Origin of the sequence: Paenibacillus sp. ACRRY (assembly GCF_022346995.1) — a bacterium.
Lineage (GTDB): Bacteria > Bacillota > Bacilli > Paenibacillales > Paenibacillaceae > Paenibacillus.
In genome coordinates, this window is sequence record NZ_JAKRNM010000012.1 from 25,672 (window position 1) to 38,416 (window position 12,745).

The following is a 12,745-nucleotide window of genomic DNA, read 5'->3' on the forward strand; positions in this document are numbered from 1 at the left end:
ATTCTAGATATCCAACTCGTCATCTCTACCTTCAGAAACATAGATCAGTGCACTACTCATCTTGTAACTCTGGTTATCGTAGCATGATTGTTTTTGTTATGGCAAACTCTACCATTATTAAAATATAAAAAAGCATAACCCCAAACGTTGTCGATTGAGTGTTATGCTTTCTTCTCTATTTATTGCTTTATATTAGACTCCATCCAATGTCATGCAACTTCCTTAACCGAAACGTCCCATAATGTACTCTTGCGTCAAACGGTTGTCGGGGTTGGTGAAGATATGTTCTGTATCCCCATGCTCAATCATGCTTCCCAGATAGAAATACGCTGTATAATCCGAGATACGTGCTGCTTGCTGCATATTATGGGTTACGATTACGATTCGGAGATCCTTCTTAAGCTCGGAAATGAGCTCCTCCACTTTACCCGTTGATACCGGGTCCAGCGCGGATGCCGGCTCATCGAGCAGCAAAATCTGAGGATCAACAGATAGTGCGCGGGCAATACACAGACGCTGTTGTTGTCCACCAGAGAGAGACAGGGCCGACTCATTCAGTCGATCCTTCACTTCATCCCACAGCGCGGCGCGGCGCAAGCTTTTCTCCACGATTTCATCCAGTGCCTTCTTACCTTTGATACCGCGGTAGCGGGGGCCAAACGCGATATTATTGTAGATGGACTTATGAAATGGGTTTGGCTTCTGCCACACCATGCCGATTTTCTGGCGCAATTTGATCACATCGGTGCCTGGCTCGTTCAAGTCTTTACCATCCATCCAGATATGCCCCTCTGTGCGGGAACCGGAAATCTCATCGTTCATGCGGTTGAGGGACCGCAAAAACGTGGATTTACCGCAACCGGAAGGTCCGATCAGCGCTGTAACGCTGGCTTCAGGAAACGCGAGACTGATCTGCTTGACTGCCTGGAAATGCCCATAATATATGCTTAACTGTTCCGTACCAAAAGGTATGGCCATGTTGGTTCCTCCTTATTTCGAAGCTGTCATGCGGCGGTATACCACCCGGCCGATCCAGCGTGCACTCAGATTGAACGCCAGTACAAGGATAACAAGCACCGCAGATGCTCCGGCTGCCACTTCCTTGGAATCTGGCCCAATGCCTTCACTGTTGACTTTCCAGATATGAACGGCAAGTGTCTCTGCCGGACGGAATGGGTTAAGCGGCGATCTTGGGCTTGTCGGATTCCAGTCCGTAAAGTCCAGTGGTGGACTACTCATTCCTGCTGTAAACATCAGGGCTGCCGCTTCACCGAAGATCCGGCCGGAAGCCAGGATTGTACCGGTAATCAAGCTTGGCAGCGCCACAGGCAGCAGGATGGACGTAATGATCTTCCATTTGGACAGACCCAGTGCCAGGCCCGCTTCCTTCTGTTCTTTCGGAACGGCCCGGAAAGCCTGTTCCGTTGTCCGCACCATGAGCGGCAAGTTGAATATCGCGAGCGCCATGGCACCCGAGATTAGGGAGAAGCCAAGGCCGAACGTATTAACAATCAACAAGAGACCAAACAAACCGATAACGATCGACGGGAAGGAGGACAATACCTCAACAACCAATCGGATAAAACTTGTAATCTTGCCTGGCTTCGCATACTCCGCCATATAGATTCCTCCGCCCCAACCGAGCGGAATGGTGATAATGAGCGTTAAGATCAACAGGAAGATGGAGTTAAAGAGCTGCGGTCCAATTCCGCCGCCCCCTTTGAGCAGCTGCGGCGCACTCGTCAGGAAGTGCCAGTTGATTTGCCCTACTCCCCGGAACAGGATGAATCCCAGCAAACCGAGCAGCAATACCACGATGAACAAGGCTAAAACAACTATGATGGATGTAGCAATTTTATCGACCGTTTTCGCCTTCATTTTCATACCCGGTTTCTCCTTTCGAGCAAACGAACCAGAATGACGAATACAAACGTCATCACAAGCAAGACAAGTGCCATACTCCAGAGTGCATTATTATGAACCGAACCCATTGTGGTGTTACCCATACTCAGGGTGATTACACTTGTTAGTGTAGAAGCTGATTCAAGCAAGGATGTCGGTACATGCGGTGCATTACCGATAACCATCTGTACGGCAAGTGCTTCACCGAAGGCACGAGCCATACCCAGAACGATCCCTGTCAGCAAGGCTGGCAGAACCGTTGGAATAATAACGCGGTAGATCGTCTGCCAGCGCGTAGCGCCCAGAGCATAGGACGATTCACGCAAACCTTTGGGCAGAGCAGACAGAGCATCCGCCATAATGCTTGTTACGGTAGGCAGAATCATTACGGATAGAACCAAACATCCGGCTGCAATCCCGATGCCGGCTCCGCCGAAGATGCTGCGCAATAAAGGCACGATAACGCTCAGACCGATAAAACCGTATACGACAGACGGAATACCGGACAACAATTCAATGGCAGGCTGCAGTATCTTTTTCCCTTTACCCGGTACAATCTCCGTCATAAAGAGTGCCGCACACAAACTGAGCGGGCTTGCAATCAAAGCGGCCAGCAGGGTGGTTGTGAAGGAACCGGTGATGAACGGTAATGCTCCATAGGCTGCTGGTTCTGATGATGGACTCCACGTTTTGCCGAACAGGAATTCACTCAGGCTCACACCATCCTTAAAAAAGGTTGAGAGACCCTTGGACGCCACAAAATAAACGATGGAAAACATGACCACGATCAACAATACGACACAAATCGACGTATAGATCCGTCCTGTCCACTCTTCCCAGAAATGTTTCTCTCTCAAGGGCCGGCGTGACTTGATCTTGCTGTTCATTACCGTTCCCCCTTCGGTCTGTTCCATAACAACCATCCTTCTATAATAGAGTAATGTAAAATATGGGATTATTTCATTCAAAAACCGCGTAAAGAGGCAGGACCTTAGTCCGCCTCTCTCGCTGTATGCGCAAGTTCAAAGATTATTGAGTCAAGTTACCCGCTGCATCGCGTTTTACTTTCATACCGGATACTGGAATGTAACCCAGTTCCGTTACGTCTGTTTGTTGAATTTCGTCACTCAGCATGTAGTCGAGGAATGCTTTTGTAGCTGCATCCGGCTCACCTTTAGTGTACATGTGTTGGTAAGCCCACACTGGATATGTTCCAGCTTCTACGTTCTCAACGGATGCTTCAACGCCTTCGTACTTCAGGACTTGCAAGCTGTCATCGAGGTAAGACAGTGCCAGGTAACCAATTGCTCCTGGAGTCTCGGATACAAGCTTCTTAACTGTACCTGAGGAATCTTCTTGAATGGAACCTTGGATATCTTCTACTTTCGTTCCCAGAGCGAAGTTCTCGAATGTTGCACGAGTACCGGAGCTGCTAGGACGGTTAACGATAACGATTGCTTGGTCAGCACCACCAACATCTTTCCAGTTTGTGATTTTACCGGAGAAGATATCGATCAATTGTTGTTTCGTCAGGTCTTCAACACCTGCATCTTTGTTGCTTACTGGTGCGATAGCTACTACTGCTACTTGATGATCAACCAGTTCTTTTGCTTTTGCTTCATCTTCCAGCTTCTCTTCTGCAAATACGTCGGAGTTACCGATTGTAGCTTGTCCGTCAGATACTTGAGTCAAACCCGTACCACTACCGCCACCTTGCACTTGCACTGTTACATTTTTATATTCATCAACTGCCATAAATTTTTGTCCAGCTTGCTCTACCAGAGGTTGCAGTGCTGTTGAACCAACAGCCAGGATGTTTCCGCTAAGCTCAGCAGCTGTTTCTGTTCCGCCTGCTCCTGAACCATTGCTTGTAGCGCCCTCTGTACCAGCGTCATTTTTGGATCCGCATGCTGCGAGTACCAGTACGAACGTTAAGGTCATCAAAATAAACGGCAACTTTTTAAACATGTTTTGTTTTCCTCCCCCAATGTAGTGATGGCGTTTTGTGAATTTGTTTGATCACCATCAACTCTTTTATCATTGTAGTTTCGGTATGTCATCTCAAAATCAATGTTTTGTAAACGCAATGTTAAAATTATGGGCGGTGTTTTGAAATAAATGGAAGTGAAAACAACTCCGTGAGCGACCGTTCCGGTTACGGATCGTTCTTCCGATCGCTGTTGTCTCCAAATTTTCTTGATCATATATTTTATATGTTAAAAATCGGAGACAAAGGCGAGCGCTTCGCTTCTTCAGAATCGATTCCGTCCCCTCCACTGCTTCGGTGTTGTATGGTCGCTTCCAGACGTTTCAATCCACCGTCTGGAAGAGGTAAGAGAACAAAATAGACCAGCCCCAAAAGGGCCGGTCTATTTTTAATGGTTGATTAGATGTATTTAAACTTCATATATAGAAGAAAATAAAAAAACTGCCTTCTCAAGTGCATGGCACCAGAGCAAAAGCAGCCTTTTCTACTAATTCAAAATCCACAGCCATAGAGCCAGTCCAGCCAATGTAATCAACAATGTCGGGATCGTCAGGATGATACCTGTCTTGAAATAATATCCCCACGTAATCTTCACACCCTTCCGCGACAACACATGCAGCCATAGCAATGTGGCCAGCGAACCAATCGGTGTCATTTTTGGTCCCAGATCAGACCCGATCACGTTGGCATAGATCAACGCTTCTCGAACAATGCCTTCGGTATGTGCATCCTGGATCGCCAGCGCGTTAATCAATACAGTTGGCAGATTGTTCATCACGGACGATAATACTGCTGCAATCAATCCCATGCCCATCGATGCAGCCAGCAGGCCATGCTCTGCTATGGCATCCAGCCAGCGGCTCAGATGATCTGTTAATCCAGCATTACGCAGTCCGTATACAACGATGTACATGCCTACCGAGAAGACCACAATGGACCAAGGCGCTTCCTTGACAACACGTTTCAGGTCAACTGCTTCACTCTTGCGTGCCAATATGGCGAATAGCAGCGCGACGGCGCCCACGATAACCGATACCGGGATCGGCAGAAATTCACTGGAGACGTAGGCTATCAAAAGCAGCGCAAGCATATACCAGGCAATACGGAACATCCGCGGGTCGCGAATGGCTTCCTTGGGATCACGCGCGGCGGAGATGTCGTAGCGATGAGGTATACTTTTACGATAAAACAGATACAGCATTCCTGTACTCGCTACAATGGAAAAGAAATTGGGAACAATCATCCGCACAGCATACTCCACAAACGTAATTCCAAAATAATCGGCTGACACAATATTCACCAGGTTGCTGACAATCAGCGGCAGTGACGTAGTATCGGCAATAAACCCGCTTGCCATGACAAATGCAAGTACCATACGTTCATCGAATTTCAGCGCACGCACCATGGCGAGAACAATCGGAGTCAGAATAAGCGCAGCACCATCGTTGGCAAATAAAGCAGACACTGCTGCTCCGAGCAAAATGGAGTAGATGAATAACCTGCGGCCATTCCCTCCAGCGAGTCTCGCCATATGAAGTGCAGCCCATTCGAAGAATCCAGTCTCATCCAGAATCAGTGAAATCATAATGATGCCGACAAATGCCAGTGTTGCATTCCATACGATGGACGCCACATCAGAGGCATCATTCAGACTGACGACACCACATAGCAAGGCGAGCACCGCTCCACCTGAGGCAGACCAGCCAATACCCAGTCCACGAGGCTGCCAGATCACCAATGTAACGGTTAATGCAAAGATTAGTATAGCTACGTATGTCATAAATCCTCCTGTACCTTCACCCTGTTACTACTATTATAAATACACCGCAATCTAAGAGAAAAACCAACGTTATAGTTATACAGGGCAACAGGAGGATTGTCTATCTTTATTTTATTGTATGAACTAGTGTTAGTACCGCGTTATGCCTGGTCCTTGTTCTTTGGCGTATCTTCCACCATTTTGAACATGCCGAGCAGGCCTTGCAATTGTTCCGCCATACTGTTCAGATGTGCCGATGACGAGGCAATCTCCTCTACAGATGCCAGCTGCTCCTCAGACGAAGCGGACACGGATTCTGTATTCGCAGCGCTCTCCTGGGTCACGACGGAAATATCATTCATGGCTTGGGCAACACGAGCCGCCCCTTCCTCAAGCTGCTTCGTTGTTTGAGACAGATCATCAAGCGTATGGGCTGCATCTTCAACGGCTTCACGGATCTGTGCGAATGACTGCCCTGAAGTATTTACTGCCTGAATACCATCCTCCACCCGAGTCTGGGCAGCCGTCATGGCATTCATGGCAGCATCCATATCCAGACGAATATTATGAACGAGTTCACCGATTTGTGCTGCAGAGCTGCCGGATTCTTCCGCCAGTTTCCGAACCTCACCTGCTACCACTGCGAATCCGCGACCAGCATCCCCCGCTCTCGCCGCTTCGATGGACGCGTTCAGTGCAAGCAGGTTGGTCTGTTTGGAGATGGTGGCGATGACATTAACCATGTTTCCAATTTCGGTGGAACGTGCATTCAAGGACTGCACCACCACTGCCAGTTGTTCCACCGTTTCCTGGATGCTGCTCATCTGATCCACGGCCTGTCCCGCAGCTTCATTACCGGAATAAGCTGCTCCGGATGTATTCCGCATGTTCTGCGTAATGGATTGTACACGTTCAGACATGATGCGAACATCTTCGGCCATACGACTCATCTGCCCCGATCCGTCCGTCACGCTCTTCACTTGCTGCTCTGCACCTTCCGCAAGTTCCTGAATGGAGAGTGTCGAGTGCTCAATGGCTTTGGTCGTTTGCTCCGCGCTTGCCGACAATTCCTGAGAGGAAGCCGACACCTGCTCCGTCGTTTCCTGAACACCCAGAATCATCATTCGAAGGTTATCTACCATCCGCTCAAAATACTTGGCGAGATCACCGACTTCATCTTTTCGTCCGGTTTCCATTTTAACCGTCAGATCACCTTTGCTTACCGCACGAGCAGACTCTTGCAGACGCCGGATTGGACGCAGCATGGAACGTGTAAACCAGATAATAAATATTAGCGTGAGGAAGGTCGCAGCCAGAATGACAATTAAGGTTGCCATCCGAATGTCTTTACTGGCATGGGACAATTCACTTTGGAACATCGTTCCGCCAATCTTCCAGCCCGTTGCTTCATTAGTGGAGAAGATCATCATTTTGGAGTCACCATGATAGGTGTAATCGAACGATCCCTCTTGAGCTGCAAACATGGGATCCAAAGCCTCTGACGTTTCTTGCGTGCCAGATTCCACCACAGGTGAGGAGATATAATTTCTCTCCGGATCCATGATGATAACGTACCCTTCCTTGCCCACCTTAATGGAAGTCTGTTCACTAAGTTCCGTTAGATCCAAAGACAGACCTACCACACCTGATTGGTCTTCCAGTGTTTTGGAGATAAACACGACTGTTATTCCATCCGTATTCTTGGACACGGCTGAGACAGCGGGATTGCCCGGGTTGGCCATTGCCAGCGTGTACCATTCCCGTTCCCTTGGATCATAGTTGGACCCTTGTGCACTGCCGGTTGTTTCTTTTCCCCTAACCATGGTCCCATCTTCAGTTCCTACAAATATATTCAACGCATCGGGATGCAATCCGACATACTGCTGTAACTTCACTTCCACTTCAGAAATACCACTATCCTCATTAAGCATGTCCGTCCGAATGGAATCGGCAAAATAATTGATATCATGAATCTTCGCATTGACATGGTTTTCAATAATTGAATTCGTTGTGCTTACACTTTGTTTGGCACTATCTATCAGTTGACCTTCTACTGTGCGATCGGCAATCAACAGTGTGATCATTCCAATGATCAGACTGGGCACCAGCAATACGGCCAGAAAGGATACCAGTAATTTATTTCGTATACTCCAGACAAAGCCCTTTTTCTTTTTCTTCTTTTTTATTTTATTTTCTTTCTGTTTGACTGGTTTGGCAGCTTTTTTCGCTTGCCCTTGGTCCAGATTCTCCCCCATCTGCTTCTCCCCCTCTAAAAAGTTCAATCTGTCTTTGTTCGTATGTAGGACCTTTCCTTGTCGACCTTAACCCTTATCTTTATACCTAATCTAACGACTGGGTTATCTTATATATCGGCTCAAGTTCATAATTGTTTGATTACAAAATTTTACATGACATGTCAAACAAGCCACTCCGCTAATCTGAAGTGACTTGTTTATATGTACATATTAAAAAGGCATTTATTTAGGCAGATGTTTGGCGATAAGGACCCTGTGGCGGCTTAGCCGACGGTTTGCCAAAGTAATATCCCTGAGCCAGTTCGATGCCTACGGAACGACAAAAATCAAACTCCTCCATGCGTTCGATTCCTTCGGCAAGCACACGTCCCCCGAAGCGGCGTGACATCTCCACAATATCGATAATTTGCTGTTGTTTAACCGGGTCACGATCACACTGATCAATCAGACTACGATCAATCTTGACAAAATCGGGCTCCAGCCGATTCATCAATTCAATGGTCGAATACCCTGCCCCGACATCATCGAGCGCAACCGACATTCCACGGGAACGATACACCGAAAAAATATGTTGGAGAATGGACATATGCTGGATCTGTTCCGTTTCCACAACTTCAAACACAAAATCCTTGGGGTCCAGCTCCAAGCGTTCAATCGCTTCAAACGTATGGGTCAAGCAAAATTCAGGATTGTATATAGAGGAGGGCAGGAAATTCACAAAGCGTTTAACACCATGAGGCAAAAAAGCTGCACTTGTTTCGATTGCAGTGATTCTTGCGGTCCGATCCAAAAAGGAATGTAAACCCGTATCCCGGGCAACCTCAAACAAGTCATACGGGCTAAATGGAGTTCCATTCTCGGAAGGTCGCAGCAGAAACTCGAATCCGATAATTTGTTCATGTGCGTCAACAATAGGCTGCATATGACTGCTGAATTGATTGTTCAAAATAATCGATACCAGATCTGCATGCTTGAATCGAGATTCCAGCATCTGAAGACTAATCCAGCCTGCCTGGTCCGCTTGTTCATGAATCGGAGTTACCTGTACTGTAATGGATTCTGGACGGATGGTTTCGAGCTTCTGAATCGCTTCCAGCCAGTTCTGTACAGATTCGGCATCCGTATAGGTCATCCATATCGCTTCTTCCGAATGTTCAACATGCACACCCAACGTTCTCAGCACTTCCAGCAAAACGGGGAAAACGGGACGCAGATACAGAGTACCTTGATCCTCAATTGGATAGATTGGACTGCAGCCACTGCAATTCATGTAGAACCCCCTTGCCGGTTTATGTTTCTATTTCAATTAATGTTTAATGGTATATACCCAAAGTTTGTAAATATTATAGCATGGGTCATAAAATTAATCTCTAGTGTTTTGATGACTTCCGGTATGAACGTTTTTGCTACAGTCTTAAACATTTTTGCAGAAAAAAAGACCGCCAGTCTGATGACTGTCGGTCTTCATTTTCCGCTTAATACTATGAAGCGGGAATTACGATTTTCTGTCCAACTTTCAACTGATGTACATTTGAAATTTTGTTGGCTGTGGCAAGCTTGCGCCAGTCCACACCATATTTCAAGCCGATGCGGTACAGGTTGTCCCCTTTTTTCACCACATATACCACTTTGCCGTTTGCTGGTTTCTCAGGTTGCGGTTCTGGTTTTGGTGTTGGTGCTGGGGCAGGCTTCGTGCCCGGTTCAGGAGTCACCGCTGCTTCTCCAGTCAATTTCAAGCCGTACTCGGCAAAACCTTCGTCATTCGTACCAATGAACGACATTGCCGGGTTAGCTTCAACCAGCGATTTGGCATCCGGAGAAGACGCAAACACTACTTCAAGATCGTTCAGTGCTGCTACAGTTACACTTGCAGAAGGCTTGATTGGTGCGAGTGACCAGTTGCCATCCGCTGCTGGGTTGATCGTTTTGTTATCACGGATGTAGTCAATGATTACTTGACGGTTCTCATCCGGTGCTGCCAAAACGATACGTTTACCGTCTGGATTGGCCAGTTTGGACGAAGAAGCACGATAGTTATTTGTTGCCACGATAAACTTTTGCTCCGGATCAATCGGTTTGCCGTTGAAGCTCAGGTCCTTGATCCGGCTTGCCGATGCATTCACCACGGTTGCTTTGGAATCGTATTTGGCTGGCTGGGTCACATCGATCTGATACGTTACGCCATCGATTACGTCAAAGTTGTACGTCGGGAAGTCCATGTTGATCAGCTGCTGCTGGCCGCCCTTAGCCGGGTCGATCTGATTGAACTGGCCTGCAGACCATTCCAGCCATTCCTTGATTTCAGCACCGTTCACCATTACGGCATGTACCGTATTCGGATATACGTACAGATCAGCTACGTTTTTGATCGCAATGGTACCTGCAGGAATATTCGTGTAGTACGAAGCACCTGAACGGCCGCCCGCTTTAAACGGAGCTCCTGCAGACAATACCGGGATATCTTCATACTCGGTTCCTTGCATGTGTTTCTCCACGTACCATTTCTGAGCATTCGTCACGATCTGAATGGATGGATCATCCTGAACCAATGCGAAGAAGCTGTTGATTGGAGCCGTTGTCTCTCCGACCGGACCACGTACATAGTCAAGAGTACCTTCGTGCTCTTCATGAACCGCATCGATGATCTCTTGATCTGCGTCAACCAATGGCTTTTTGTTTGCAGTGTCATAGATTGGACGTGCTTCTGTCGCGGAATCTACCACTTTCCACTTGCCATCAACCAGCTCCAGATCAAGATCAATGATTCCGAGATGATCACCCCAGAAGCCTGGTTCCACCGCTGGAACGCCATTGATGGTTCCTTTTTCAAGATCTACTCCCTTTTTGCCTTCAAAATCAGCACTTGGGAATACCTTGTGGGCATGTCCAAACAGAATCGCATTAATGCCCTCTACCTGGCTCAGGTACAGCACCGAGTTTTCCATCAGATCCGATTGAGGGATATCTTCAAAACCGGAGTGAGGAATGGCAACGATAATGTCTGCACCTTCAGCCTTCATTTGCGGAATGAATTTCTTAGCCGTAGCTATAATATCCTTGGCAATGACTTTGCCTTCCAGATTAGCACTGTCCCACTGCATGATTTGTGGCGGCACGAATCCAATAACACCCACTTTGATGGTGTGCTCCTTGCCGCTCTCATCCGTCACTTTTTTGTCCAGAATCTCATATGGTGTGAAGTAATTTTTGTCATTCGTTTCATCATCATCGCCGTCATCTACATAGACATTCGCATTAATATAAGGGAAGTTGGCGCCCTCCAGCGTCATGTCCAGGAAGTCCAGACCATAGTTAAATTCGTGGTTCCCGATGTTACCAGCATCATAATCGAGCAAGTTCATTGCTTTATATACAGGGTGAGTCTCACCCTTTTGAAGTGGATCGATTTTGGCTACATAATCTCCGAGCGGGTTACCCTGAATCAGGTCACCGTTGTCGAACAACAGGCTGTTCTTCGCTTCATCACGCGCTTTTTTGATCAGCGTAGCTGTTTTGGCGAGTCCATATTGATCGGTCTCTTTGTCGGAGTAGTAGTCGTAGTTAATCAGATTGTCATGAATGTCCGTTGTTTCCATGATCCGCAATTTTACTTTGGCAGCATCCGCAGCCGATACAGGTACCGGAAATACGGCAAGCACGTTTAATGCAACCAAAGCGGCAGTCAGGCTCGATAATACTTTTTTGTTCTTTTTCAAAATAACCCCTCCCGGTTATGTACATTGAATCATGCCATAGTGTGCAAACGAATAGACGCAGAAATAGCATAGATTTCATGGGTTGTGCGTGCTGAACTCACGGTCTTAACTCAGCTGAATTCAGGTTAGTTTATCTCACATGAACATCTATTCATATCTGTGCGTATCGTTTACATTCCAAATCATAACGCAATGAAGCGTGGTTGAAAAGCATTATTTTTTACATTATCCGCACATAAGGGTCCGACTTTACATAATCATGCGGGATTTCGACATTATTCTCTCTTTTTTTGTTAATATATAGTTTACCACTCATGTTAAATACGTATATTACATAAGACTTACATATGTATCCATTTCATCCTGTTCATCATCTGGCAAAAAACCGTGAAGCCCTAAGGCCTCACGGTTTATATGTCTATCAAGATATATCTGATTATTCAGTGCTCCCAAAGAGCACTTCATTCGATTGCTTTATTGTTCCCACACCTGATGCTCGTGGTCCTTGCCAGTATACTCAATACGAACCGGTGTAATATCCAAAATGACATAATTCGGATCGTTCGGGCCGTCAAACCATGCTTTAAATTCCTCATTCCACACTTCTTCGCGCAGGTTTTCATTTTTGGTCACTTCGCAGGTTCCCTCAATTTCAACCACTTCCTTGGAGCCTCCTGCCTCATAGCCGAGCAAAAGACTAACATTAGGGTTGTTCTCAAGCTCTTCCACCTTATGCGTGCGGCGGTTCGTCGCCAAGTGAATATTCATGCCATCATTGAAAAGCGCCATATAGCGGGATTTCGGTTTACCATTTTCCACGGTTGAGAAGCTGCAAAAAGGGTTGTTTTCCAATGCTTTTACAATGTTTTGTTCTAGTTCAGTCTTATTCATGGGACATGCTCCTTCCGGTTTGGGGGTTATATAAGCAGAACTCAATCTAATTACACCTTAGCACTCCACAGACAGAACAACCTTCCGATCGCTGTTATCCCCAGATTTTTTTGATTCCCTTTTCGCAAAGGAAAAATCCAGTGATAAAGGCGACCGCTTCGCTTCTTCAGGTTTCTTCTGTCCGTTCCGTTATCGTGTAATTCTATGTTCCACTTCTATTAAGTTTGTTGTGACA

Annotated in this window: 9 protein-coding genes; all 9 read right to left on the reverse strand. The window is 46.8% G+C overall.

Translation table 11 applies throughout. The annotated features are described in order from the left end of the window. Window positions 1-222: 222 nt before the first annotated feature. The gene (gene pstB / locus MH144_RS26255; RefSeq protein ID WP_095291715.1) at window positions 223-978 is read right to left on the reverse strand and encodes a phosphate ABC transporter ATP-binding protein PstB; all 756 of its coding nucleotides are present in this window, start codon (window positions 976-978) and stop codon (window positions 223-225) included. A gap of 12 nt (window positions 979-990) precedes the next feature. After that, window positions 991-1,878, reverse strand: a complete 888-nt coding sequence (gene pstA / locus MH144_RS26260; RefSeq protein ID WP_239305314.1) for a phosphate ABC transporter permease PstA — start codon at window positions 1,876-1,878, stop codon at window positions 991-993. Between the two features lie 2 nt (window positions 1,879-1,880). Then, on the reverse strand, window positions 1,881-2,816 hold the full coding sequence (gene pstC, locus MH144_RS26265; RefSeq protein WP_236146679.1) for a phosphate ABC transporter permease subunit PstC: 936 nt from the start codon (window positions 2,814-2,816) through the stop codon (window positions 1,881-1,883). Between the two features lie 115 nt (window positions 2,817-2,931). After that, window positions 2,932-3,870 (reverse strand): phosphate ABC transporter substrate-binding protein PstS family protein, encoded by a 939-nt coding sequence (locus tag MH144_RS26270; protein ID WP_239305226.1) that lies wholly within the window; start codon window positions 3,868-3,870, stop codon window positions 2,932-2,934. A gap of 506 nt (window positions 3,871-4,376) precedes the next feature. Continuing rightward, entirely contained in the window at window positions 4,377-5,669 is a 1,293-nt protein-coding gene (locus MH144_RS26275; protein ID WP_239305227.1) for an arsenic transporter, read from the reverse strand. Between the two features lie 140 nt (window positions 5,670-5,809). After that, the gene (locus tag MH144_RS26280) at window positions 5,810-7,930 is read right to left on the reverse strand and encodes a methyl-accepting chemotaxis protein (RefSeq protein ID WP_239305228.1); all 2,121 of its coding nucleotides are present in this window, start codon (window positions 7,928-7,930) and stop codon (window positions 5,810-5,812) included. A 199-nt stretch (window positions 7,931-8,129) separates the two neighbouring features. Next, the gene (locus MH144_RS26285) at window positions 8,130-9,173 is read right to left on the reverse strand and encodes an EAL domain-containing protein (RefSeq protein ID WP_239305229.1); all 1,044 of its coding nucleotides are present in this window, start codon (window positions 9,171-9,173) and stop codon (window positions 8,130-8,132) included. Between the two features lie 211 nt (window positions 9,174-9,384). After that, the gene (locus tag MH144_RS26290) at window positions 9,385-11,619 is read right to left on the reverse strand and encodes a bifunctional 2',3'-cyclic-nucleotide 2'-phosphodiesterase/3'-nucleotidase (RefSeq protein WP_239305230.1); all 2,235 of its coding nucleotides are present in this window, start codon (window positions 11,617-11,619) and stop codon (window positions 9,385-9,387) included. 474 nt (window positions 11,620-12,093) lie between these two features. Further along, a complete protein-coding gene (locus MH144_RS26295; protein ID WP_239305231.1) occupies window positions 12,094-12,510 on the reverse strand; it encodes a pyridoxamine 5'-phosphate oxidase family protein in 417 nt (138 codons plus the stop codon). Between the last annotated feature and the right edge of the window lie 235 nt (window positions 12,511-12,745).

Coding starts and splice junctions, on each gene's coding strand:
- pstB (WP_095291715.1), bottom strand. CDS start 978: ATGGCCATACCTTTTGGTACGGAACAGTTAAGCATATATTATGGGCAT.
- pstA (WP_239305314.1), bottom strand. CDS start 1,878: ATGAAGGCGAAAACGGTCGATAAAATTGCTACATCCATCATAGTTGTT.
- pstC (WP_236146679.1), bottom strand. CDS start 2,816: ATGGAACAGACCGAAGGGGGAACGGTAATGAACAGCAAGATCAAGTCA.
- MH144_RS26270 (WP_239305226.1), bottom strand. CDS start 3,870: ATGTTTAAAAAGTTGCCGTTTATTTTGATGACCTTAACGTTCGTACTG.
- MH144_RS26275 (WP_239305227.1), bottom strand. CDS start 5,669: ATGACATACGTAGCTATACTAATCTTTGCATTAACCGTTACATTGGTG.
- MH144_RS26285 (WP_239305229.1), bottom strand. CDS start 9,173: ATGAATTGCAGTGGCTGCAGTCCAATCTATCCAATTGAGGATCAAGGT.
- MH144_RS26295 (WP_239305231.1), bottom strand. CDS start 12,510: ATGAATAAGACTGAACTAGAACAAAACATTGTAAAAGCATTGGAAAAC.